At 54.2% G+C, this 22,603-nt stretch carries 19 protein-coding genes; 3 read left to right on the plus strand and 16 right to left on the minus strand.

All coding sequences use genetic code 11. The features are described 5' to 3' along the window. Nucleotides 1-14 precede the first annotated feature (14 nt). The 11 genes from GJQ69_RS01235 to GJQ69_RS01285 all read right to left on the minus strand — a co-directional run bounded on the left by GJQ69_RS01235 (nucleotide 15) and on the right by GJQ69_RS01285 (nucleotide 12,953). Nucleotides 15-1,043: an alpha-hydroxy-acid oxidizing protein gene (locus GJQ69_RS01235; RefSeq protein WP_174192758.1), complete on the minus strand. Its 1,029-nt coding sequence runs from the start codon at nucleotides 1,041-1,043 to the stop codon at nucleotides 15-17. Nucleotides 1,044-1,208: 165 nt separating this feature from the next. Further along, nucleotides 1,209-2,870, minus strand: coding sequence for a peptide ABC transporter substrate-binding protein (locus tag GJQ69_RS01240; RefSeq protein ID WP_174192760.1), 1,662 nt, complete (start codon nucleotides 2,868-2,870; stop codon nucleotides 1,209-1,211). Nucleotides 2,871-3,025: 155 nt separating this feature from the next. Then, nucleotides 3,026-3,730 (minus strand): elongation factor P 5-aminopentanone reductase, encoded by a 705-nt coding sequence (ymfI, locus tag GJQ69_RS01245; RefSeq protein WP_086036616.1) that lies wholly within the window; start codon nucleotides 3,728-3,730, stop codon nucleotides 3,026-3,028. A 69-nt stretch (nucleotides 3,731-3,799) separates the two neighbouring features. Further along, a complete protein-coding gene (locus GJQ69_RS01250) occupies nucleotides 3,800-4,516 on the minus strand; it encodes a 16S rRNA (uracil(1498)-N(3))-methyltransferase (RefSeq protein ID WP_086036615.1) in 717 nt (238 codons plus the stop codon). A 126-nt stretch (nucleotides 4,517-4,642) separates the two neighbouring features. Continuing rightward, nucleotides 4,643-6,412, minus strand: a complete 1,770-nt coding sequence (locus GJQ69_RS01255) for a phosphoenolpyruvate carboxykinase (GTP) (protein ID WP_086036614.1) — start codon at nucleotides 6,410-6,412, stop codon at nucleotides 4,643-4,645. Between the two features lie 125 nt (nucleotides 6,413-6,537). Further along, nucleotides 6,538-7,551: a tRNA (adenosine(37)-N6)-threonylcarbamoyltransferase complex transferase subunit TsaD gene (gene tsaD / locus GJQ69_RS01260; protein WP_174192762.1), complete on the minus strand. Its 1,014-nt coding sequence runs from the start codon at nucleotides 7,549-7,551 to the stop codon at nucleotides 6,538-6,540. A gap of 23 nt (nucleotides 7,552-7,574) precedes the next feature. Further along, nucleotides 7,575-8,237 carry a helix-turn-helix domain-containing protein gene (locus GJQ69_RS01265; RefSeq protein ID WP_174192764.1) on the minus strand — a complete coding sequence of 221 codons (663 nt, stop codon included), beginning with the start codon at nucleotides 8,235-8,237 and terminating at the stop codon, nucleotides 7,575-7,577. Between the two features lie 86 nt (nucleotides 8,238-8,323). Beyond that, nucleotides 8,324-8,806 carry a ribosomal protein S18-alanine N-acetyltransferase gene (gene rimI / locus GJQ69_RS01270; protein ID WP_086036612.1) on the minus strand — a complete coding sequence of 161 codons (483 nt, stop codon included), beginning with the start codon at nucleotides 8,804-8,806 and terminating at the stop codon, nucleotides 8,324-8,326. After that, on the minus strand, nucleotides 8,803-9,636 hold the full coding sequence (locus tag GJQ69_RS01275) for a putative RNA methyltransferase (RefSeq protein ID WP_086036611.1): 834 nt from the start codon (nucleotides 9,634-9,636) through the stop codon (nucleotides 8,803-8,805). Before GJQ69_RS01275 ends, rimI begins: the two co-directional genes overlap by 4 nt. Nucleotides 9,637-9,657: 21 nt before the next feature. Further along, nucleotides 9,658-12,264: a DNA polymerase I gene (gene polA, locus GJQ69_RS01280; protein WP_086036610.1), complete on the minus strand. Its 2,607-nt coding sequence runs from the start codon at nucleotides 12,262-12,264 to the stop codon at nucleotides 9,658-9,660. Nucleotides 12,265-12,326: 62 nt separating this feature from the next. Next, on the minus strand, nucleotides 12,327-12,953 hold the full coding sequence (locus GJQ69_RS01285; RefSeq protein ID WP_086036609.1) for a pentapeptide repeat-containing protein: 627 nt from the start codon (nucleotides 12,951-12,953) through the stop codon (nucleotides 12,327-12,329). Between the two features lie 163 nt (nucleotides 12,954-13,116). Between GJQ69_RS01285 and dusB the strand changes: the two genes are divergently transcribed. Then, entirely contained in the window at nucleotides 13,117-14,115 is a 999-nt protein-coding gene (gene dusB, locus GJQ69_RS01290) for a tRNA dihydrouridine synthase DusB (RefSeq protein ID WP_086036608.1), read from the plus strand. 191 nt (nucleotides 14,116-14,306) lie between these two features. Continuing rightward, complete coding sequence (locus GJQ69_RS01295; RefSeq protein ID WP_086036607.1) at nucleotides 14,307-15,782, plus strand: hypothetical protein; 1,476 nt, start codon at nucleotides 14,307-14,309, stop codon at nucleotides 15,780-15,782. Nucleotides 15,783-15,859: 77 nt separating this feature from the next. Here the strand turns inward: GJQ69_RS01295 and GJQ69_RS01300 are convergent, their stop codons facing one another. Both GJQ69_RS01300 and GJQ69_RS01305 read right to left on the minus strand, forming a co-directional pair. Next, nucleotides 15,860-16,810: a ComEC/Rec2 family competence protein gene (locus GJQ69_RS01300; protein ID WP_086036606.1), complete on the minus strand. Its 951-nt coding sequence runs from the start codon at nucleotides 16,808-16,810 to the stop codon at nucleotides 15,860-15,862. A gap of 64 nt (nucleotides 16,811-16,874) precedes the next feature. Continuing rightward, complete coding sequence (locus GJQ69_RS01305) at nucleotides 16,875-17,144, minus strand: hypothetical protein (RefSeq protein WP_086036605.1); 270 nt, start codon at nucleotides 17,142-17,144, stop codon at nucleotides 16,875-16,877. Nucleotides 17,145-17,428: 284 nt separating this feature from the next. On the opposite strand from GJQ69_RS01305, the gene GJQ69_RS01310 reads away from it, so the two are divergent. After that, entirely contained in the window at nucleotides 17,429-18,973 is a 1,545-nt protein-coding gene (locus tag GJQ69_RS01310; protein ID WP_086036604.1) for a phosphohexomutase domain-containing protein, read from the plus strand. Between the two features lie 51 nt (nucleotides 18,974-19,024). Here GJQ69_RS01310 and spoVAD read toward each other — a convergent pair whose 3' ends face one another. The 3 genes from spoVAD to GJQ69_RS01325 all read right to left on the minus strand — a co-directional run bounded on the left by spoVAD (nucleotide 19,025) and on the right by GJQ69_RS01325 (nucleotide 22,563). Next, nucleotides 19,025-20,053, minus strand: a complete 1,029-nt coding sequence (gene spoVAD, locus GJQ69_RS01315; RefSeq protein WP_086036603.1) for a stage V sporulation protein AD — start codon at nucleotides 20,051-20,053, stop codon at nucleotides 19,025-19,027. Between the two features lie 30 nt (nucleotides 20,054-20,083). Continuing rightward, complete coding sequence (gene spoVAC / locus GJQ69_RS01320; RefSeq protein WP_086036602.1) at nucleotides 20,084-20,521, minus strand: stage V sporulation protein AC; 438 nt, start codon at nucleotides 20,519-20,521, stop codon at nucleotides 20,084-20,086. Nucleotides 20,522-20,595: 74 nt separating this feature from the next. Next, nucleotides 20,596-22,563, minus strand: coding sequence for an NAD(+) synthase (locus tag GJQ69_RS01325; protein WP_086036601.1), 1,968 nt, complete (start codon nucleotides 22,561-22,563; stop codon nucleotides 20,596-20,598). Between the last annotated feature and the right edge of the window lie 40 nt (nucleotides 22,564-22,603).

Here is a 22,603-nt window from a genome sequence, read left to right on the forward strand (position 1 = left end):
TTTTGCTGTTACACTTACTTTGGCAGGCGGACCATGTCAGGTGTGATTTCCGCCAGCGTATGTGCGCCGCACATCTGCATGGTGTCCACAAGTTCGGCGGCGTATTTGTCAATCGTGACCTTTACGCCTTCCGCCGCTCCGCCGTACACAGCGGTTACAAACGGGCGGGCAATCAGCACAGCGTCCGCGCCGCACGCCAATGCCTTAAAGATATCGACACCGCTGCGAATGCCACCGTCTACTAAAATTTTCAAACCGCTGCCTTTCATGGCGGCGGCAATTTCCGGCAGGACTTCGGCCGTGGCGGGACATTGGTCCAGCACGCGACCGCCGTGGTTGGAAACGACAATGGCAGTAGCACCTGCTTTAGCCGCCTTTTCCGCGCCGCGGACAGTCATAATGCCTTTGACGATAAACGGTTTGCCCTCGGTTAGGGCAATAATATCGTGCAGTTCCGGAACACTTTTGCTGCCGGCCGGTGGTGTCTGGTTTTTGAGAAACGGCAGACCGGCTGCGTCCACATCCATGGCTACGGCAAAGCAGCCGGAGGCTTTGACAAGCTCCATTTTTTCACGAATGGTGTCGATATTCCACGGCTTTACGGTGGGCACGCCTACGCCGTCCGCTTTGCGTACGGCTGCTGTTGCAGCCTGCATGACTTTGGGGTTCGTGCCATCGCCGGTGAAGGCGGCAATGCCGTTTTCCGTGCAGGAGGCAACCAAAATATCATTGTAGCGCACATCGTCACATACATCGGAGTAGTGCAGATTGACAGCACCAACTGGGCCAGCAAAAAATGGATATCGAAAGTCACGGCCGAACAGGCGGCAGACCGTGTCCACAGGAGCATTGCCGCACAGGGTATCCATATTGATGCGAATTTCCTGCCACTTCGCGTAGTTGCGGGCGGAGGTGTCGCCGGTTCCTTTCGCGCCCGGGCCGGGCATTCGGTTTTTGCAGCCGAGGCCATTGCACACCGGGCAGGCTAGGCAGCTGCCGCCAAAGGCAGCGCGGGCTTTTTCCTGCAGTTCTTGATAAGTCATAAACGGAATCCTCCTGTATGTGTTTCTTTTTATTTTACAACGACTTCCATATGATGTCCACAGTTTTACAAATGAAATATCCAATCAATATAGGTATACTAACGAAAAGGGCCCTGCCGGCGGAAAACCGACAGGACCTTTTCGTTTCCATCAGCGGAACAAATATCAGTCATTGATTCCAGCGTCGCACAGGTCCAGCCCGCCGCCAAAGGGGCGGTACACCACGCCTGTAACGGAGGGGAGCGCCGCATAATCGTGGCGGGTGCTGTACAATGGGTAGAAAACAGCGTTCTCACTTAAATATTTTTCGGCCTGCGCCAGTGTAGCGGCAGAAATGCCGGTGCTTTGCAGCAGCTGGTCATAGGAAGAATCCTTTAACTGTGTAAAGTTTCCGCTTTGGTTGCTTTGAAAGGCAGAGAGAGCGGTACAGGCATCGAAAGAGGTGGGGGTATAGGGGTAAATAGCCATATCGTAATTCCCACTGCTCACAGAAGAAAGCAGGTTGGCTTCGCTGACAGAATGCAGACTGAAATAAGTCTGGAACGCTTGGTTCCAGCAGGCGAGCATTTCACTTGCCAACGCCTTGGTTTGGTCTGTGCACAGCAGTGTAATCTTTTTGCCATTTGGCAGCAGGCTGCGTCCCTGGGCTGCCGCTGCGGAGGACTGCTGCAAATACATACTGCCCGCCTGTGTCCGGTAGGTTTTTCCGCCGAACTGCATATCCAGCGGCAGAATGCCCTCTGCTTGACTGGTGCCGGTTGGTATTAGTTTCATTAAAGCGGAGCGGTTCAGCGTTTGGACGAAGGCTCGCCGCAGCGCCGCTGACTGGAAGGTGCCGCCGGTGTGAAAACACAGCCCGCAGGTGGTGTCTTGGAAAGAAGTGACGGTCATGCCGGCCTTTTTGGCGGTGGATTCCAGCGAAAGGTCCAGCGACGCGATTTCCAGTTTGTTTCCGGTCAGTGCCTGCACCGCGTTCAGCGTTGTGGAAGCGGCGCTGCCGGTATCCGCTGCGGCAGATACCGCGGACGATGAAGTGTCGGAAGCGGGAATGTCACCGATGGTGAAAGCAATGGAAGCGGGCAGCGCAGCAGTGCGTCCCACATAGGTATCGGTGCGCTTCAGTGCTAGGTCCTGGTCATGATTCCAGCCATAGTTCGGAATGCTGAACGGTCCATTCCCCAGAATGGTTGCGCGGTCCATGCCGTATCGGCCGGAGGCATAGGTGAAAAAGGCCTGGTTGCAGGGCATAAAAACGCTTTGTGCTGTCAGCTGCGGGAACTCCGGGCAGGAGTAGCGCAGATGCACCACTAGGGTATGACTGTCCTTTGCTGTTACACCTAGGTTATCTGCCGAAAGCGAACCAGTGTGAATCTGTGCTGCGTTTTCAATACACATCATAGAGGTGCAGGAAGGCGATGCGGTGGCGGGCTCCAGCGCACGCTGCCACGCAAAGACAAAGTCGCTTGCGGTCAATGGGGTAGGAGTCGTATCCTTCGTGTTTTCGCCGGTCAAAGCCTTTACATTGCCGTTCCAGACAGCATTGCTGCGCAGGTGAAAGGTGAACTCGGTGTTTGTGCTGTCTGCCTGCCACGATTCTGCCGCGCCGGGAACCGCCTTTCCGTTTGCGTCCAGCCGGCAAAGGCCCTCGTACAGGGCAGAAATAACGGTCGCTGCGCCGCTGCCCTGTGCGACCTGGGGGTCCAGTGTAGACGGCTCTTCGGTCAGCCATACACGGATATTTTTATTTGCATTTTTCGGGGTGCCGCATCCGGCTAAAGAACTCACCAGCAGGATAATGCAGCACAAAAGTGCCCATATACGCTTCAAATCTGTTTTACACCTCTGTAAGAACTCATCAATAGTTTCATTCTAACATTCTTCAGGAAGTGCTTCAATGAGGTTAACATAGTTTTTACACGATTTATCAAATTTGTAGTTTTTACGACCGTATCTTTTCAGAATTGTTAACAAACCGATATATATTATATAACAAATCCGCCGTTTACGCTGAGCACCTGTCCGGTGATGAAAGAAGCGTCCTTTCCAGCAAGAAAAGCGGCGGCAGCGGCAATGTCTTCCGGTGCCCCCAGTCGTTCCAGAGGGGTATCCTCCGCCAATTCCTGCAGGACCTGCGGGCCGTGCATGGCATTCATTTCCGTATCGATAACGCCGGGCGCAATGCAATTGACACGAATGTGGCTGGGACCAAGCTCCTTTGCCAGTGCTTTTGTCAGACCGATGACAGCAGCCTTTGCCGCGGAATAGTGCACTTCACAGGAACCGCCGGTCTGTCCCCACATGGAGGAGATGTTGATGATGCTGCCGCGCTTAACATGAATCATGTATGGCAGGGCAAGCTGACAGCAGTGAAACACGCCGCTCACATCTACAGCGAACAGACGGTTCCACTCCTCCTCGGTAATGTCTGTAAAAAGTTTTTGCTGGGCAACGCCGGCGTTGTTGACAAGAATATCAACGTTGCCAGCCTGCTCAAATAAATTTTCGCAGGCGGCACGGTCGGCAACGTCCGCTTGCACGGCCAGCCCTCCGATTTCTTCGGCCAATTTTTCCGCGTCTTCCTTGTGTGTGTGGTAATTTACAATAACGCGGCAGCCCTCTGCGGCAAGACGGCGGCAGACCGCCGCGCCGATACCGCGGCTTCCGCCAGTGACCAGTGCAGTTTCCATCCTGCAAAAGACCTCCCTATGTTTTATTCCTGAAAGTGCGCAGACATACATAGAAACTGTGCATAACTTTTACATATTTCCAGTCAGCAGCATAACTGCCGTCAGCGCGGCAAGTGGTGCTGTTTCTGTGCGCAGAATACGCGGCCCAAGGGTAGCGGCTTGGCCGCCCGCGTCCTGCACAAGGCGCACTTCCTCTGTGGAAAAGCCGCCCTCCGGACCAATAAAGATGCTGATTTCCGAATCGACCCGATTGACAGCGTCGGTCAGAGAAACACCGCCGCCCTCATAAAACAGCAGACATTTCCCCGGTGCGGTGCATACCGCCTGCTGAAGGGAAATGCAGGGGGCAACCTCCGGCAAAATGCCGCGGCCGCTCTGTTTGGCCGCTTCGCAGGCGATTTTCTGCCAGCGCTGCACTTTTTTTGCGGAAGTTTTGCCGTCCGGTCGGGAAACGCAGCGGGAAGTCAGCGTGGGGACCACGCGGAAAACGCCGAGTTCCACCGCTTTCTGTACGATAAAATCCATTTTTGTACTTTTGGGGATTCCCTGATACAGGGTAACATGAACGCTCGGCTCGGTCTGATTATTCGCGGCAGAAAGGATATGAACCGATACGATGTCCGGGGTAACTTCTGTAATTTCTCCCTGATAGTCGTGGCCCATGCCGTCGCACAGTGTCAGCGCTTCGCCGGGGTGCATTCGCAGACTTCTGGAAATATGGCGTGCGTCCTCGCCGGTCAGAGTGGCCTGGGTGCCGGTCAGCGGGGAAATGAAAAAACGGGGCATAGTGTTTCCTCCCTTTACAATCCTGTTCGTTAGTATACCATGCGGCAGAAAAAGATGCAAAAAGCCGCGGCTTTTTGCCGCGGCTCAATTTGCGGGATATGCTGTTTTTCGCACAGAAGGGAGCTTTTACTGCAGGCGCTGTTTTAAGGCCGCCAGCTCGGCGGATAGCTCCTTCGGCAGTCTGTCGCCGAACTTTTTGTAGTGTTCGGTGATTGCGTCGGCTTCTTTCCGCCACTGGTCCTTATCGACAGTCAGAATATCTTTCATGGTTTCCGGGCTGACAGCGTCCTCCAGACCGGTCATGTCGATGTCTTCTGGTGTTGGAACATAGCCGATTGGTGTTTCCACAGAATTAGCCTTGCCGTCGCAACGGTCAAGAATCCAATCCAGTACACGCAGATTGTCGCCGAAGCCCGGCCACAGGAAGTTCCCGTCCTTGTCCAGACGGAACCAGTTGACGTTGAAAATCTTTGGCGCCTTGTCGCCTAGCTTCTTGCCCATTTCAATCCAGTGCGCAAAGTAGTCGCCCATGTTATAGCCGCAGAATGGCAGCATGGCCATGGGGTCACGCCGGACCACACCAACGGCACCGCTGGCGGCTGCGGTGGTTTCGGAGGCCATAATGGAACCGACGAATACGCCGTTGTTCCAGCCGCGGGACTGGTACACTAAAGGTGTTGTCTGGGCGCGGCGGCCGCCGAAGATGATGGCAGAAATCGGAACACCGGTTCCCTTATCAAATTCAGGGCTGATGCAGGGACAGTTCTTTGCCGGCGCAGTAAAGCGGCTGTTGGGGTGTGCGCCCTTTTCCTTGCTGGTTTTTCCGTTCCACGGGCGGCCCTTCCAGTCTACGCCGTTCTCCGGCGGATTTTTGTCCAAACCTTCCCACCAAACAGTGTTGTCGTCTTTATTGAGCGCAACGTTGGTGAAGATGGTGCCTTTGCGGGTAGTTGCGAGGGCGTTGGGGTTGGATTTATTATTGGTGCCGGGGGCAATGCCGAAGAATCCGTTTTCCGGGTTGATAGCCCACAGACGGCCGTCCGGACCAATGCGCATCCACGCAATGTCATCGCCGACGGTAAAGATTTTATAGCCTTTTTTGCGGAAACCCTCCGGCGGAATGAGCATGGCAAGGTTTGTTTTGCCGCAGCCGGACGGGAACGCTGCCGAAACATATTTGATTTCGCCCTTGGGGTTCTGGATGCCGAGAATCAGCATATGTTCTGCCATCCAGCCTTCCTGTTTGCCCTGATAAGAGGCAATGCGCAGTGCAAAGCATTTTTTGCCCAGCAGAACGTTGCCGCCGTAGGCAGAGTTAACGGAGATAATGGTGTTGTCCTCTGGGAACTGGCAGATGTAGCGTTTGTCCGGGTCAACATTGCACTTGCAGTGCAGACCGCGTACCCAGTCATTGCTGTCACCCAGTACGTCCCAAATTTTATTTCCCACACGGGTCATAATGGACATATTCAAAACGACATAAATAGAGTCGGTGACTTCCACACCGACCTTTGCAAACGGAGAACCAACAGGTCCCATGGAGTAAGGAATGATATACATAGTGCGGCCGGCGTAACTGCCGCGCGCAATATCAAACAGCATTTTGTAGCACTTCTGCGGGTCCATCCAGTGGTTGGTAGGGCCGGCGTCCTCCTCTTTGCGGGAGCAGATAAAGGTGCGGCCCTCCACACGGGCCACATCGTTTTCCGCTGTACGGTGCAGGTAGCAGCCGGGCATCTTTTCCTGATTCAGCTTAATCATTTCCCCGGTTTGAACAGCTGTTTTCCGCAGCATTTCCAGCTGTTCCTCTGTGCCGTCTATCCACATGACGTCCGCCGGTTTAACTAGGTCCTTCACTTTTTGGAGCCAACTCAGTACAGATTGATTATTTGTCATACAAATGCTCTCCTTCCAACCCAATAACAATTCACAAAGCTGTTAAACAGTCGTTTACCAATGATTATAGTACAGAACACAGCAGGAAGCAAGGAGTCAATATGAATTTTTTGAAAATTTTTCTTTCAATTATTTTCTTCCATGGGCATTTCGGGGCGCGCATTCAAGTCATTTCCGGCGGTATGTCCAGCTAAAAATTCATAATAAGCCTGGGAGCCAATCATAGCGGCGTTGTCTCCGCACAGCGGCAGGGCCGGGCAGAAAAAGCCCCAGCCGCGTTCCGCACAGGTGTGTGTCAGGCGGCGGCGCAGAAGGCGGTTTGCGCTGACACCGCCCGCCAGTACCAGCGTTTTGGCGCCGGTGTCCTCGGCGGCACGGACGAAGTTGCACTCCAAACAGTCCACAACAGCACAGCGGTATGAAGCGGCAAGGTCCGGAATGGACAGCGTTTCGCCACGCTGGTCCGCGTTGTGAATCAGGTTAATGACCGCGGTTTTCAGGCCGGAAAAGCTGAAATCGTAGAGGGAGCCGTCCACATGTGGGCGCGGCAGGTGAAAAGCCTTTTCGTCGCCGCCCTCGGCGGTTTCGTCCAGCTCAATGCCGCCGGGGTAAGGCATGCCCATGGCACGCGCGGCTTTATCGAAGGCTTCGCCGGCGGCATCGTCGCGTGTTTGGCCCAGAACGGTAATTTTGGTGTAGTCCGCGACCTGTACAATGTGTGTGTGCCCGCCGGAAACCACCAGACACAGAAACGGCGGCGTCAGCTCTGGGCTGGTCAGATAGTTGGCGGCGACGTGCCCGCGCAGGTGGTGCACCGGCACCAGCGGTTTGCCGGAAGCCATGGCAAGCCCTTTTGCAAAGTTAACGCCGACCAGCAGTGCGCCGATAAGTCCCGGTGCATAGGTGACACCGATGGCGTCCACGTCGGCCAGCGTCAGGTTTGCATCCTCCAGTGCCTTTTGGGTAACGGGGACGACGGCTTCACAGTGGCGGCGGCTGGCAATTTCCGGCACAACTCCGCCATACAGTTTATGTTCTTCTACCTGAGAGGCCACTACACTGGAGAGAATTTTGCGGCCGTCCTCTACGACAGCAGCGGCGGTTTCATCACAGGAACTTTCTAATGCGAGTATTTTCATAAGATGCAGAAACTCCTCAAAATTTAAAAATGCAGATAATCGGCAAGTTTGTAAAAAATCGGAATGGTGGTAAACAGGATCCACGCCGGATGCCATTTGTCACGGTAAAAACCCAGCAGCAGAAAGAGAATCGTAACCAAAATGGGATAGGCGCCGGTAATGCCCGCATAAAAGGCCGGTATCATGAAGAAGACCAGCCAGCCCGGGTGCCATAAGTGAAAGCAGCAGCCGAGAATCAGATATATCAGGGCAGTGGCGGGCGAAAAGAAACTTTCCGCAAGGCTGTTCAGCGGCGGAATGACAATGAATAAAAGCTGAAGCAGCAGTGCGGCAAGCAGCAGCGCGGCGGCTATAAAATTCTGCAGAGCAGGGGAGAATTCGGAAGTTCCCGGCTGTACGTTATCAACCGGACCGCTTGGCGGAACCGTGCTGGCCCAATTCGGCGCTTCGCTTTGGGCAGTGTTTTGAGCTGATTCCACTGGGTCGTCCGTCTTCAGCAGGTCATCCAGCGAAATATGGTAGAGCCTTGCCAGCAGAATGAGGTTGTCGGTGTCCGGTGAAGATTCCGCCCGTTCCCATTTGGAAACGGCCTGCCGGCTGATGCCAAGCCGTGCCGCCAGTTCTTCCTGAGAAAAGCCGTTCTTTTTGCGCAGCTGAACCAACCGGTTTGCGATTTCAATATTCATAGAGAAGACTCCTTTGTGATTGGAATGGCAAAAGCATAGCAGAAAAGGCGGCTGTAGGAAAGCATTTCTGCTTTTCAGCGGCGCAACTAACGGTTGCGGCCCTCAAAATAGGGCCGTTTTGGGAGAAAACGGCGGGTTAACAGCAGGGCAGCTTCTTCCGGATGAGTGTAGAAATGCGGCCGCCGCCCAACGGGCAGAAACCCCAGCGACCGGTAAAGTGTCAGCGCCGGCAGATTGCTTTCACGCACTTCCAGCGTGACAAAGGCACCGTTTTGGCTTTCAGCATAGCTTAGCAAAGTTTGCACCAGCCTACGGCCAACGCCCTGCCGCCGTGCAGAGGGAAGCACAGCGATGTTGTCAATGTATCCTTCGCCGCAGACAAAATGCATGCCGCCGTAGCCAACGGGAATGCCCTCCAGCAGCGCTACCTGAAAGACAGCGGTGCTGCAGACAAGTTCCGCCCGCAAGCCCTCTTCCGTCCACGGGGCGGAAAAACACAGGCGTTCAATCTCCGCCAGTGCCGCAATGTGTATTTCTGCCATAGGGACAATTTTCAACAGAATACTCATACAGGGTCCCTTGCATACAGCAGGAAATCAAAGCCAATCTCAGTTGTTAGGCAGGAGATGGTTTTCAGTTTTTCACAGCCCGCTTTCGGTGTTTTCCAGTAATAAGGCGTCATGGCAAATAGGTCCTGCACGTCCTGCCCCTGCAGGGAAAGGGTTCCGCGTACCGGAAAGCGCTGTACAAAATGAAATCCGGAATAGGCGGTATCCTTTGTTTCATTTTCGTAGGGCGCGTCATATAAAATTTCTTTTAGGCCGAACAGATGACGCGCACTGGGCACAGCTAGTACAAAATGGCCGCCGGGTTTTGTAACACGGCAAAATTCCTCCGGTACGACCGGCGCAAAAATATCAGCGAGCAGGTCAGCGGAAGCATCCGCCAGCGGCAGGGAAAAGTTGCTGGCTACGGCAAAGGAGACATCCGGCGCGGCCTTTGCGGCCAGCCGCACAGCGGCTTTGGAGATGTCACAGCCAAACAGCTGTGCCCTTTGGCCGCTTTCCCGCAGAGCGGAAGCCATCCGCGCGGTGTAGTAACCTTCCCCGCAGCCGGCGTCCATCACTACCGGCTCTGCGGTGTCAGAAAGACAGCGGCGGGCAATGCGGCACAGAGCATCGGCAAAAAGCTGATAATGTCCGCCGGACAAAAAGCGTCGCCGCGCTGCGACCATGGCCTTGTCGTCGCCGGGCGATTTGCTGTGCTTTTTGTTGGGCGGCAGCAAATACAGATAGCCCTCTTTGGAAAAGTCAAAGCTGTGGCCGTTTTTACAGGTAACAGAGAGATTGCCATTTGCATAATAAAGATGATTATTGCAGATAGGACAACTGAAATACATGAAAGGACTCCTTAATGTCAGTCAAGCTTTTGCTTCGTACCACGTTTTGCCGATTTTTGCGTCCGCTACCAGCGGCACAGAAAGCTGCGCAGCGTTCTCCATTTCTTCCTGCAGCAGCGCTTTGGCCGTTTCCGCTTCCGCCTCTGGTGCCTCGACAATCAGTTCATCGTGAACCTGCAGAATCAGCTGTGAAGAAAGGCCCTCTCGGTGAAGGCGGTTTTCCACGTGAATCATGGCAATTTTAATAATGTCAGCCGCCGCGCCCTGAATAGGCATATTGCGTGCGACGCGTTCCCCAAAGGAGCGCAGGTTGAAGTTGCTGCTTTTCAGTTCCGGCAGATATCGCCGCCGGCCGAAAATCGTTTCGGCGTAGCCTTTCTGTTTGGCTTCCTCTACCATGCGCTGCATATAGTCGTTGATACCGCTGTAATGCTGCAGGTAATCCCGAATATAGGCATCTGCTTCCTGGCGAGTGATGTGCAGTTGTTTGGAGAGAGAAAAGGCACCGATACCATATACAATACCGAAGTTGACGGCTTTTGCACGGCTGCGCATCAGCGGTGTGACCATTTCCTCCGGCATATGGAACACCTGTGCGGCGGTGGCGCGGTGAATATCCTCACCGCTGCGGAAGGCGTCAATCATGTTTTTATCGTTGGCGGTATGCGCCAGTACCCGCAGCTCAATCTGCGAATAATCGGCGTCAATCAGCACACAGCCGGGTTTTGCCACAAAAAAGCGGCGCAGCTCACGGCCAATGTCCGTACGGACCGGAATGTTCTGCAGGTTCGGCTCCGTGGAACTAATGCGGCCGGTGCGTGTTTCGGTTTGGTTAAAGCTGGAGTGAATGCGTTCGTCCGGCGCAATGACCTTCAACAGGCCGTCGCAGTAGGTGGACTTCAGTTTGCTGACGGTGCGGTACTGCAGGACCAATTCCACGACCGGATTGTCATACCGAAGATTTTCCAGAACAGCGGCGCTGGTGGACCAGCCGCTTTTTGTTTTTTTGCCATGTGGCAGGCCCAGCTTGACGAACAGTGCCTCACCTAGCTGTTTGGGGCTGTTCAGGTTAAATTCGTACCCGACTTCTTCCCAAATTTGTTTTTGGAGGGCGTCTGCTTTTTGAGCCAGCACATCTCCATAGGCGGCAATTCTCTTGGCGTCCACGGCAAAGCCGGCTTGTTCCATATGGGCCAGTATGCGTGCCAGCGGCTGCTCAATGTTTTGCAGCAGGGTGGTTTGGTTCGCTTCGGAAATATTTTTTTCCAGCACACTGCACAACTGCGGTAAGGACTGCCACTGCCCACAGGCAGAAAGAGTGTCCATACGCATTAGGTCCTGCGGCTGCAGCCCCTTCGGTGTAACAGAGGAGGGGAGCGGAATGCCGTATTCCTGACACAGATGCGCATAGCTGTAGCTTTTGGCGGTCGGGTTCAGCAGGTAGGCAGCCAGCAGAGCGTCCGTTTCCACAAGAAGTTCCGCGCCGGAAGATTCCACGGCAAGGTAGAGCAGCTTGCTGTCAAAGGTACAGCAGGGCAGATGAAGCGCGAAAACGCGGTCCCATTCCTGCGGGGACTCCAGCAGGAAGACGGCCTGCTTATGTACCACGCTCAAGCGCTGAAGGCTGCGGCCCTCAAAGATGCCCGCGAGATACAGATGCCCGTCGGCTTTCAGTTTACTGCACAGCTGTTCTATATCTGGGTGCAGCACAAGGGCAACCGCTGTGTCTGCCTCGGCAGGGTTCGACTGTTCCACGGTGTCGCCAAGGTCCAGGGATTCCAGCATTTTAAAGAATTCCAGACGCCGCATGAGGTCAGTCGCTTCCTGCTTCTGTACCGGGCCACGGACATAGCCCTGAATATCGGTGCCAACGGGCACATCGGTGCGGATGGTCCCCAGCTCGCGGGACAGGTAGGCACTTTCACGGCCGTTTTCCAACTTTTGCCGCATACTCTCGCGAATATCCAGCTCTTTTAAATGGTCATAAATATAATCAATCGAGTGGTACTGCTGTATCAGCTGACCGGCACCTTTTGGCCCGATACCCCTAACGCCGGGGATACAGTCGGAGGAGTCACCCTGCAGGGCTTTGATTTCAATCATTTCCGGCGGTGTTACACCGAATTCCTCCATAACGCGTTGTTCATCGTACAGGGTGACCTGTGGCTGTCCGTATTTTGTGCGGGCCAGCCGGACGGAAACATACGGCCCGACCAGCTGCAGACTGTCACGGTCACCAGTGGCAATGACACAGGTATCTTTGCGGCGGGTGCAGGCGGCCCCCAGCGTGCCCAGAATATCATCCGCCTCATATCCTTCACAGGTTACCAGCCGGTATCCCAGCAGCGTCAGCAGCTTTTTGAGGTTTGGCAGCTGTTGTGCCAGTTCCTCCGGCATTCCGTGGCGATTGGCCTTGTATCCAGCATAGCGTTTGTGGCGGAAGGTGGGCGCATTCAGGTCAAAGGCAATGGCAGTCGCGTCCGGCTGCACTTCCTTTTCCAGTTTTTGCAGCACAGTCATAAAGCCATAAATACCGTTTGTATATAAGCCTTCTTTGGTGGTCAGAAGCTTAATACCGTAAAAGGCGCGGTTTAAAATGCTGTTCCCGTCCAGGACGAGTAATTCCATAAAGTACCTCCGGAGTTATCATTGATTGCGGCAGTTTTATGATTCCTATTATATTGAATGAACTAGAGGTTCACTTTTACACCTAGCAGGCCCGCAAGTGCGGCGGCCTGTGTCAGGCTGACGGTGGCCCCTTTCAGCTCCGTCGGCGGCCATGAAACGACCGGAGAGCAAAAGGTTCCGGTGGAAAAGTCAATGCCGGCAAGCGGCGTTTTAAAAAAATAATTTTTGACAAAGCGGCAGCCGTGCAGGGACAGACGTTTACATTTCGCTTCCGATATAGCCGCCTCGGTAAAATCGGTGTCTGTCAGGACGGTGTCCGTCATCTTGGTGTGGTCAAAATCGGCATATTGGAAGGTGCTTTGCTCTATGGTGCAGCGGCGCATAACAGAGCCGTTCAGGTTGGTGCCGATGCACCGGCAGCTAATGAAGCGGCAGCGGGCAAAGTAGGCGTCCGTCAATAGGCTGTTGGAAAGGTCGCAGTTCTGGAACTGCACGTCCGTAAAAGAAGCACCAGCCAGACTACAGCCGGAAAAAGTGCAGGAAGAAAACGTACAATGCTGCACCTCCAGCTTGTCCAGTGTTTCTTCCTGCAGGACCATGCGGCTGTACGAACCGTTTTCCAGCGGTGATTCCTTCCGCAGCAGCGTGTGCAGCTGCCCCAAAAAAGCAGAAGAAGTTAAGATATCCATAAAGTTTCACCTCCAGAGGGGATTCCTTAAAAGTATACCACGTTTTCCCGGTGCGTGGAAGAGAAGTGCCGCGCTCCACCGCAAAAAGGACGTGCAGGCTTTGGTTTGTCGCCAAAAGCGTGTTATAATACGGAAAGAGTCTTTCATCTGCAGGAGGAAATCAATGCTGAAAATAGGGAATGTAGAACTGACGGGCCGCGCACTGCTGGCCCCTATGGCGGGCGTGACCGACCGCGCCTTCCGGGAGATGTGTATCCGCTTTGGGGCAGGTTATTGTGTTACCGAGATGGTTAGTTCCAAAGCGCTGCAGTATCACGACAAAAAGACCGCAGCGCTAATGGAGATTGGTCCAAAAGAACATCCCTGCGGCCTGCAGATTTTCGGCAGCGAGCCGGATACCATGGCACAGGCTGCCAAACAGGCGCTGGCTTTTTCGCCGGACATTATAGACATCAATATGGGCTGTCCGGTGCCGAAAATCAACGCTTCCGGCAGCGGCGCGGCGCTGATGAAACAGCCGGAGCTCTGCGCGGAAATCGTTGCGGCCGTCAAGAACGCGGTGAATGTACCGGTCACCGTGAAAATGCGCACGGGCTGGGACAGCGGAAGCATCAATGCGGTGGAGGTAGCCAAAGCGTGTGCGGATGCTGGTGCGGATGCCATTACGGTACACGCCCGTACCAAAATGCAGATGTATCGGCCCGGCGTGGACTGGCGCGTTATCCGCGCGGTGAAGCGGGCGGTGAATGTGCCGGTTATCGGCAACGGAGATGTGACAGGACCGGTTTCCGCGGCACATCTTTTGGAACAAACCGGCTGTGACGCTGTGATGATTGGGCGCAGTGCCATGGGAAATCCGTGGATTTTTCAGCAAATCAATGCGGCACTGCAGAATCAGGTGGAAATTGTGCCGGAACCGGGCATTTATCAGCGCCTGACTGTCATGTTAGAGCATATTTCCAAAATGGTGGAATATAAAGGAGAGCACCATGCCATGCGGGAGGCGCGCAAACATGTGTCGTGGTACCTGCACGGACTGCGCGGCGCGGCACAGTTTCGCCGGTGGGCGGGGGAACTGGAAACGTTCCATGACTTGGAGCTTTTGGCGCGGGATGTACTGGCAGAAAACCTGAATGTTTCACCGCCGGACTGTGAGAGGTAAAAATTGGTGCCATTTTTGCCTTTTGTGCGAAAAAATTCTTTGTGAATGCGGAAATCCTGTTGCACGATACTACTTGTATTCGGGCCTTAGTTTGTGCTAGAATAAAAAACAGTATTAATCAAAAAGAATAAGTGAATAGAAAATGTATAGCGGAGCGTTTTACTCCGCTTTTTTACAGGAGGTACGTAAACGTGAAGAAAAAGACAGTTCGCACACTGCTTTTGCTGTTTACCCTGTTTTTTGCGGTTTCCACATTTAGTTTAACGGCTTTGGCCGAAAGCGGCGATACCGAAACGGATTCGCAGTCCGGTACAACCATATCGCAGGGCGGTGAAGTTCCGCCGGGCACCCCGTACAGCAGTGATGCCGATACTGACGACCAGCCAACCCAGTCAACCAGCCGTCCTCCCCACCATCATTCTTCCCACAGTACGAGCGATGACGATGGGAGCAGAAACAACGATAACGATGATGGAGGAACACAGGACCACTCCCACAGCAGTTCGTCGCGGTCATCAAGCAAGGCGGATACCGACCAATCCCGCAGCAGGTCTTCCAGCCGAAACTCCACATCTGCCACTTATGTAGACCCGGACAATTCTGTAGGCAGCCGGAAGGGCACTTCCCGTTCAGCTACGCCCAATACTTATGAAAGCCAAATTAACCAGAGCGCTTCTGCTCTTGGCGGCTCGGTCACACCAGACGCCAGTTCGGAGGACTGGAATGATTTATATAATGAAAGCGCTTCGTCTCCCGGAACGGGTTCCGCGTCCAGTGCGGCGGCCGGCGGCGCCGGCGCAGTGACCAGCGGTAAAAGCAACGGCGTTTCCAGCATGTTCATTGTGGGTGTTGTTCTGCTCATTGCGGCGGCATGCGGCATAGGTGCCTTTGTTTACCTGCAGTTCTTCTCGACAAAGCGCCGGGGCGGCCACGGCGGTCGGCCCGGCGGCGGTGCAGGCGGCGGTTCCGATATTCGGTCGGATGATGGATATAACGATTCCTTCTCCGGTGAGGACACAGGTCCTGTTGTGCCGCCGACACCTCCGGTTTCACAAAGCAGCCTTGAGGCATCCCAGCGTGCACAGGCAGCGGTCCGCGCGGCGGAGGCCCGTGCTGCTGCCGCGGCAGTGGCTGCACGGCGGGAGCCAAAAGCACCGGATGATACCATTCATGACTTTACAGATATCAATTCCAGCAGCGACGGCATTCAGCACCGTGAGGAATATGAAGAATTCATAGAGCGCACACGTCCGCCGATTGTTCCGTCCCCTGCAGTGAAAACGGAAAAACCGTCCCGTACGGTGGAACAGCAGGACCAGGACACGATTGTAATTCCGGATTTTACGGATAAAGAGGCAAAGAAGCGTGCACAGCAGGCACGTACAGCCCGCATGGGGTCCCGCGGCCACCAGCCGCCGCTTACCTCCAATGCCCTGCCGCGAAACCTGCGCGGGCGCCCCACAGCGGCCCAGGTGCAGCATTCCTCTTCGGCATTTGCTCGTCAGACGCCTACTTATCAGCAGCATACAGCGTCTGCTTCCACTGCGCCGGCTGTGTCTAGTCGACAGCCAGCGGCATCGTCCTGTCCGGCACCCGCTGTGCCAAAGAAAAAATCCAGCGATGACTTTGACTGGGACCGGTTCCTGAATGAGAACCGGAACGGATAAAGCATCCTTTCAGTAAACAAAAAGCATCCGCGGAGAGAAGTCTTTCTCTGCGGATGCTTTCGTGTATAAAGAATACGTCAGGTCCCTGTTACAGAAGCGAGCCCGGTGGTAAAGGAGATGCTTTTGCCGTCCGTGTGTGCACAAATGGTTTTTTGTTCATCTGTACGGTAAATCTGCACACCAGAAGCCTTTAAATGGGACAGTGTCTGCTGCGGCGGAAAGCCGTAGTCATTTTTGCGTCCACAGGAGATGACCGCGTACGTAGGGGACACAGCCTTTAAAAAGGAAGCGGACGTGCTGGTTTTGCTGCCGTGATGACCGCATTTTAAAACATCCGCGTGCAGTGCGGCACCGCCCTGTACCATTTGCTGTTCGCTTTCCTTTTCGGCATCACCGGTAAACAAAAACTTTTTCTGCCCGATGGTTACCATAAGAACGGCGGAATAATTGTTTAGTGCTTTATAGGAGGCGGACTTTGGTGCCAAAAAAACGGCCTTGCAGGTGCTATCGCTGAGCATGGTCAGACCGGCTTTCACTGGGGTGGCTTTTATGCCCTTTTTCTGTATGGCCCGCAGCAGATGGGAATAAGTGGCGGAAGTAGGAACGTCTTTATCGGCTATGCGCGGCATATAATATTGACCGATGGAGAAGTTTTCTACAATTTTCTGCATACCACCGATATGGTCCGCATGGGGGTGTGTGGCAACGACCATGTCCAACTTTTGAATGCCAAGGCTTTTTAGTTCCTTGACAAGATAGCTGCCGCACTCCGATGTGCCAGCGTCAATTAAAATGTTCTTTCCGTCGGCCAGTTGCAGCAGTTCGCTGTCCCCTTGTCCCACATCAAAGAACCACACCGTGTTCTTTCCGGCGGCTGAGGCGACGGAACTGCTCTGACTTGCCGCAGCACTGCCGGTAACCTGCTGTACAGGGGCAGCGGAGCCGATGGTGTCTGTGCTAAGTTGGCAGCCGCACAGCAGAAACAGCGGTGCTAGTGCGCCGGCAAGAAATCGAAATACTTTTTTCATGAATTCATTCTCTCCTTTGCAGACAAAAAGCCGCCCCTAGGGGCGGCTGCCTGGTCAATGTTGATTATTTTTCGGTCTTTACCGCCGCACTGCCATATAGGTTGAAGCGGAAAAGCATGGACTCGTCGTCCGGGTTGTCGCAGGAAATGTAGCAGGAAGCAATCTTTCCGCCCTCGATGAGCCGGGTAAGACCTACCAGCTGGCACAACTTGCTTTTTAGGTTCAGCTTGTCACCTTCATCGGAAACCAGATAAACATTCCCCTTGCACTTTTCCAGCAGGCTGAGGAAATTTGGAACATCAACATCGTGAAGCTCCAGCAAAGATCCTGACATATTGAATCCCCCTTTTCTTCCATAGACGTGGATTGTATCCGGCCGCATGGCCGACCTCTTCTATTATAACAAAGGCCTTTTATTTGTCAATCGTACGAAGCATAAAGTTTTTCATATTGTTTCTAAGATATTTCTTAAAAAAATAGAAACGTATAAAAATTTTTTATGTAATAATACAACACTTCTATTTTACAAATTCCATTTCTTGCGATATAATAAGAAAAATCAATAAAAATCGGAAATTTTCCCCGCGCTTCTGCGGTATTTACAGGGAGGAAGCATATATGCTCGAAAAATACTGGAACCATTTTAAAAGCGGAACAGATATCCGCGGCGTTGCCAGCCCGGGTGCACCAGACGGCCAGGCGGTGGACCTGACAGATGAAAATATCTGTAAAATGACGGCAGGGTTTGTCCTATGGCTGGCGAATAAAACCGGAACGGTGCCGGAAAAGATGACAATTTCTGTTGGGCATGATTCCCGCATTTCGGCGGAACGCATTCAGGCAGATGTTGTTCAAACACTGAAAAGTGCCGGGTGCCGGGTACTGTGCTGCGGACTGGCCTCTACCCCTAGCATGTTTATGACAACGGTGGACCTGAGCTGTACCGGTGCGGTGCAGATTACCGCCAGTCACCATCCCTTTTACCGCAACGGTCTTAAATTTTTCACTCGGAACGGCGGATTGGAAGGCAGTGATATTGAGGAAATCCTGCTGCACGCACAGAACGGCGACACGCCGCCCGCCGCACAGGGCACCGTACAGGATACAGACTATATGCGGCAGTACAGCACCCGCCTGCGTGAAATGATTAAAAAGGGCGTTAACGCAAAGGACTATGACCTTCCGCTGCAGGGATTTCATATTGTAGTAGATGCCGGCAACGGTGCGGGCGGATTTTATGCCTCGGATGTACTGCGGCCGCTGGGCGCGGATACTTCCGGCAGCCAGTATCTTACACCGGACGGAATGTTTCCAAACCATATTCCAAATCCGGAAAACGGAAAAGCTATGGCGGCGGCGCGCAGGGCCGTATTAGAGAATCATGCCGACCTCGGCGTCATTTTCGACACCGATGTGGACCGCGGCGGTGCCGTGGACAGCGAGGGCAATGAGCTAAACAAAAATCGTTTGATTGCAGTAGCGAGTGCCATTGCACTGGAAGACAATCCCGGTGCGACGATTGTCACGGATTCTGTCACCAGCGACGGACTGAAAACATTTATTGAACAGGACCTCGGCGGAAAACAGCGCCGCTTCAAACGCGGCTACCGCAATGTGATTGACGAGGCGCTTCGTCTGAATGCAGCGGGTGTCAACTGCCCGCTTGCCATTGAAACCAGCGGCCATGCTGCCATGCGGGAAAATTATTTTTTGGATGATGGCGCTTATTTGGTGACGAAAATCATTATCAAAGCCGCTTCTCTGTGCCGGGAAGGCAAAAGTCTGAAAGATTTGATTGCGGCGCTGCCGGAGCCAGAGGAAACGGTGGAACTGCGTCTGCCGATTCTTGATGAGGACTTTCGCAAAACAGGGGAGCAGGCCATGGAAAATCTGCGCCAATGTGCAAGTCATCAGCCGCACTGGCATATTGACCCGGACGGCTGTGAAGGCGTACGTCTTTCCTTCGACAAACAGGCGGGAGATGGCTGGGCACTGCTGCGCCTGAGTGTGCACGACCCGGTTCTGCCGCTCAATATTGAAAGCAACTTGGCCGGCGGCCTGATGCTTATCACCGGACAGTTGTATGTGAATCTGCGTACACAGGCGGGGATTGATACGTCCTCGTTGGAAGCGTTTATTGCAGGAGAAACGACCGGAGAGTAAACAAGAAAAAGAAAAAAGGCCGCGGCTTAAAAAACAGCCGCGGCCTTTCGTTTATGATTCTTTTGGCGGTTCGTCACTGTGCAGGTGTACTAAGTGAGAAATACCTACAATGTTTTCTCCCTGCTGCAGGGCGGTGGGGGACATAAGCGCGCCGGTTGCAAGGAATAATACGTCGTGCAGGACACCGGCCTCCAGCTGACGCAGGATATATCCGCAGACAACGGAACCGCTGCATCCGCAGCCGGAGCCGCCCGCGTGAACGTCCTGCTTTTTGCGGTCGTAAATCATCAGCCCGCAGTCGTTGTGAAGTGTCTCAATATCCCACCCAGCTTTGCGCATCATCTGACGCAGAAGGCGGCTGCCGACATAACCGAGGTCACCGGTCAGAATCAGGTCAAAATCAGCCGGAACGTGGTCGGTATCTGTCAGGTAATCGGTCAGGGTGCGCACAGCTGCCGGTGCCATGGCAGCGCCCATATTGTTGGCATCGTTTACGCCCAAATCCGTCATACGGCCGAAGGTTACTTCCGTAATCGAAACCGGTGCGCTGCGTTTGCCGAGAATGACCGAGCCTGCGCCAGTTGTGGTCCACTGGGAGGTTGGTGTGCGCTGACCACCGTATTCCAGCGGAAAACGAAACTGCCGTTCTGCCGAGCAGAAATGGCTGCTGGTGACCGCCGCGGCGTTTTCCGCGGCACCGCCCGCGACAAATGCCGCGGCCATTCCCATGGTCTGCGCCATGGTGGAGCAGGCCCCGTACTGTCCCAGGAACGGGATGTTCATGTCCCGCAGGCCATAGGTGGAGGAAATACACTGATTGAGCAGGTCACCGGCAAAGATATACTGAATATCTGACGGCTGCAGGCCGGCCTTGTGCAGGGCGGTTTTGACCGCCTCAGTTTGCAGGCGGCTTTCGGCTTGTTCCCAGGTATCCATACCAAGTAGGGTATCAGAATAGATAGCATCAAAATAACTTGCCAGCGGGCCTTCTCCCTCTTTTTTTCCTGCACAGGACCCGCTGCCGAGGATATACACCGGCGGGTCCAGCTGCAGGGTGCTGTTCCCTGTGCGCTGTATCAAAACAAATCTGCTCCTTTCACACGGCTGGTTTTATTGGAAAAGGTACAGAATCAGGCCGTATATTACACTGGCAGTGGTGCCGTACACCAGCACAGGCCCCGCTACCGTGAACATTTTGGCACCCAGCCCGAGTACCAAACCTTCGCTTTTAAACTCCATGGCAGGGGAGACAATGCTGTTTGCAAAACCGGTAATGGGCACAATGGTGCCGGCGCCGGCGTGCTTTGCCAAATTGTCAAAAACGCGGCAGGCAGTGAGCAGAGCGGTGGCCGCAATCAGCGTGATGGAAACCCATGTGCTGGCGGTGTCTTTGTCCAGCCCCACGGACTGGTACAAGTTGCAGAGCCATTGCCCCACGGCACAGATGCCGCCGCCGACGCCGAAGGCCCAAAGGCAGTCAACGAATAGGTTGCTGTTGGGTGAGGCTTCTTCATACATGGACTTGTACTGCTGCTGTGTAATCTGCATAGTAAAAAAGGCCCCCTTTGGCAATTAGCCTGTCCAGGGGACCTTCGATTATACGAAAGCTTCGGTAAAAATCGTTATAGGGAAAGGGTATCGGCCAGCTTGTCCAGTTCTTTCATCCATAGGTGAACACTGGCATCGCTTGGCATACGCCAGTCACCGCGGGGTGAAAGCGTAATGGTACCGACTTTGGGGCTGTCCGGCAGGCAGCTGCGCTTGAACTGCTGATGGAAAAAGCGCTGATAGAACTTTTTCAGCCAGCGGAAAATTTCAGACGGCGAATAGATACCGGCAAAGGTGTCCGCGGCCATGCGGTATATTTTTGCCGGCGAAAAGCCGAAACGAAGCATATAGTACAGAAAATAGTCGTGCAGTTCATAAGGACCGACGACCTCTTCCGTCTTTTGGGCGATTTTACCGTCTTTTGGCGGCAGAAGTTCTGGACTGACTGGTGTGTCCAGTACGTCCAGCAGGATACGGCTGATTTCACCGCCGAATGCCTGCGCTGCGTAGCGCACCAGATGGCGCACCAGCGTTTTGGGGATGGAAGCGTTTACGCCGTACATACTCATATGGTCGCCGTTATAGGTGGCCCAGCCCAGCGCCAGCTCCGAAAGGTCACCGGTGCCGATAACCAATCCACCGGACTGATTTGAAATATCCATAAGAATTTGCGTGCGTTCCCGTGCCTGGCTGTTTTCGTAGGTGATGTCCTGCACTGCTTCATCGTGGCCAATATCCGCAAAATGCTGATGAACAGCGGCGCCGATGGGAATTTCACGGAAGGCAACGCCCAGCGCACGGGAAAGTCCCTCGGCGTTGCTTTTGGTGCGGCCGGTGGTGCCAAAACCCGGCATGGAAATGGCAGTAATGCCGCTGCGCGGCAGACCCAGTAGGTCAAAAGCGCGCACCGTTACCAGCAGTGCAAGGGTAGAGTCCAGTCCGCCGGAAATACCGATAACAGCGGACCGAATGCCGGTATGCTTCAGGCGCGTTTTCAGGCCGTTTGCCTGCAAAGAAAGAATACGGTCACAGCGCTCAGCGAGGTCTTTTGTGCTTTCTGGAACAAATGGCGTTCGTGGGAAGCGCCGCTGCAGGTGCTGCCGGTCAAAGGCGTAATCAAAGGAGAACGGAATGACCGTTTCAGCCGGCGCGGGAACGTCCTGCCAGGTGGTGGTGCGCCGGCGTTCCTGCAGCAGGCGCTCTAAATCGGTGTCCGCGGTGAGAATGCCTGTTTGGAACAGCGGGGAGGACGACAGCACGGAACCACCTTCGGCAATCAGATTATGCGCAGCAAAGACAAGGTCCGTAGTCGATTCTCCCTCACCGGCGTCCGCGTATACATAGGTACAGTACAGGCGTGCGCTTTGTCCGCGCACCAAGTCCTGCCGGTACTCCGCCTTGCTGATGACTTCGTCACTGGCTGAAGCATTGAATATGACCGTAGCGCCGGCCTGCGCCATTGCAATGCTCGGCGGTGCGGGTACCCATAGGTCTTCACATATCTCCACACCGATAACCAATTCCGGCAGTTCATGGCAGGTGTACAGCAGACCGGAGCCAAGTGTTGTTTCCTGGCCGGCAAAAGATACGGAAAGCGGTGTCTGCGGTGCAGGCGTAAACCAGCGCTGCTCATAGAATTCACTGTAATTCGGCAAAAAGCGTTTGGCGGAAAGTCCCAAAAGTCTGCCGCCGCAGCACACAGCCGCGCAGTTGTACAGGGAGGCACCGTGCAGAACCGGTACACCTACGGCGAACAGAATGGGCAGGGAAGCGGTTTTTTTCAGCAGCCATGCGAGGGCATTTTCTGCGGCTTTCTGCAGGGTACAGTCATGGAACAGGTCACCGCAGGTGTAGCCGGTCAACGCAAGCTCCGGAAATACCACGGCACCTACATTGTGTTCGGCACAGGCCGCAATCTGCTGATAGACTGCCTGCGCGTTTTCTTCACAGTTGGCAACTCGAATGACTGGTGTAGCCGCCGCGGTACGGAAAAAGCCGTCGGACGGGACTGCAGCGGAATCTGTTTTTTGCAGTTTTATCATGTTGGGAGAACCTCCCCTTTCGTTGGCAGGTGAATAAAGA

It is taken from the genome of Caproicibacterium lactatifermentans, assembly GCF_013315815.1.
GTDB lineage: Bacteria > Bacillota > Clostridia > Oscillospirales > Acutalibacteraceae > Caproicibacterium > Caproicibacterium lactatifermentans.

Bases quoted from the DNA above. Each gene is read 5' to 3' on its own strand.
- polA (WP_086036610.1), bottom strand. From the start codon at position 12,264: ATGGAATTACTCGTCCTGGACGGGAACAGCATTTTAAACCGCGCCTTT.
- tsaD (WP_174192762.1), bottom strand. From the start codon at position 7,551: ATGAAAATACTCGCATTAGAAAGTTCCTGTGATGAAACCGCCGCTGCT.
- GJQ69_RS01310 (WP_086036604.1), top strand. From the start codon at position 17,429: ATGCTCGAAAAATACTGGAACCATTTTAAAAGCGGAACAGATATCCGC.
- GJQ69_RS01250 (WP_086036615.1), bottom strand. From the start codon at position 4,516: ATGCCCCGTTTTTTCATTTCCCCGCTGACCGGCACCCAGGCCACTCTG.
- GJQ69_RS01265 (WP_174192764.1), bottom strand. From the start codon at position 8,237: ATGAATATTGAAATCGCAAACCGGTTGGTTCAGCTGCGCAAAAAGAAC.
- rimI (WP_086036612.1), bottom strand. From the start codon at position 8,806: ATGAGTATTCTGTTGAAAATTGTCCCTATGGCAGAAATACACATTGCG.
- GJQ69_RS01300 (WP_086036606.1), bottom strand. From the start codon at position 16,810: ATGAAAAAAGTATTTCGATTTCTTGCCGGCGCACTAGCACCGCTGTTT.
- spoVAC (WP_086036602.1), bottom strand. From the start codon at position 20,521: ATGCAGATTACACAGCAGCAGTACAAGTCCATGTATGAAGAAGCCTCA.
- GJQ69_RS01275 (WP_086036611.1), bottom strand. From the start codon at position 9,636: ATGTATTTCAGTTGTCCTATCTGCAATAATCATCTTTATTATGCAAAT.
- ymfI (WP_086036616.1), bottom strand. From the start codon at position 3,730: ATGGAAACTGCACTGGTCACTGGCGGAAGCCGCGGTATCGGCGCGGCG.
- dusB (WP_086036608.1), top strand. From the start codon at position 13,117: ATGCTGAAAATAGGGAATGTAGAACTGACGGGCCGCGCACTGCTGGCC.
- GJQ69_RS01305 (WP_086036605.1), bottom strand. From the start codon at position 17,144: ATGTCAGGATCTTTGCTGGAGCTTCACGATGTTGATGTTCCAAATTTC.
- GJQ69_RS01255 (WP_086036614.1), bottom strand. From the start codon at position 6,412: ATGACAAATAATCAATCTGTACTGAGTTGGCTCCAAAAAGTGAAGGAC.
- GJQ69_RS01235 (WP_174192758.1), bottom strand. From the start codon at position 1,043: ATGACTTATCAAGAACTGCAGGAAAAAGCCCGCGCTGCCTTTGGCGGC.
- GJQ69_RS01325 (WP_086036601.1), bottom strand. From the start codon at position 22,563: ATGATAAAACTGCAAAAAACAGATTCCGCTGCAGTCCCGTCCGACGGC.
- GJQ69_RS01285 (WP_086036609.1), bottom strand. From the start codon at position 12,953: ATGGATATCTTAACTTCTTCTGCTTTTTTGGGGCAGCTGCACACGCTG.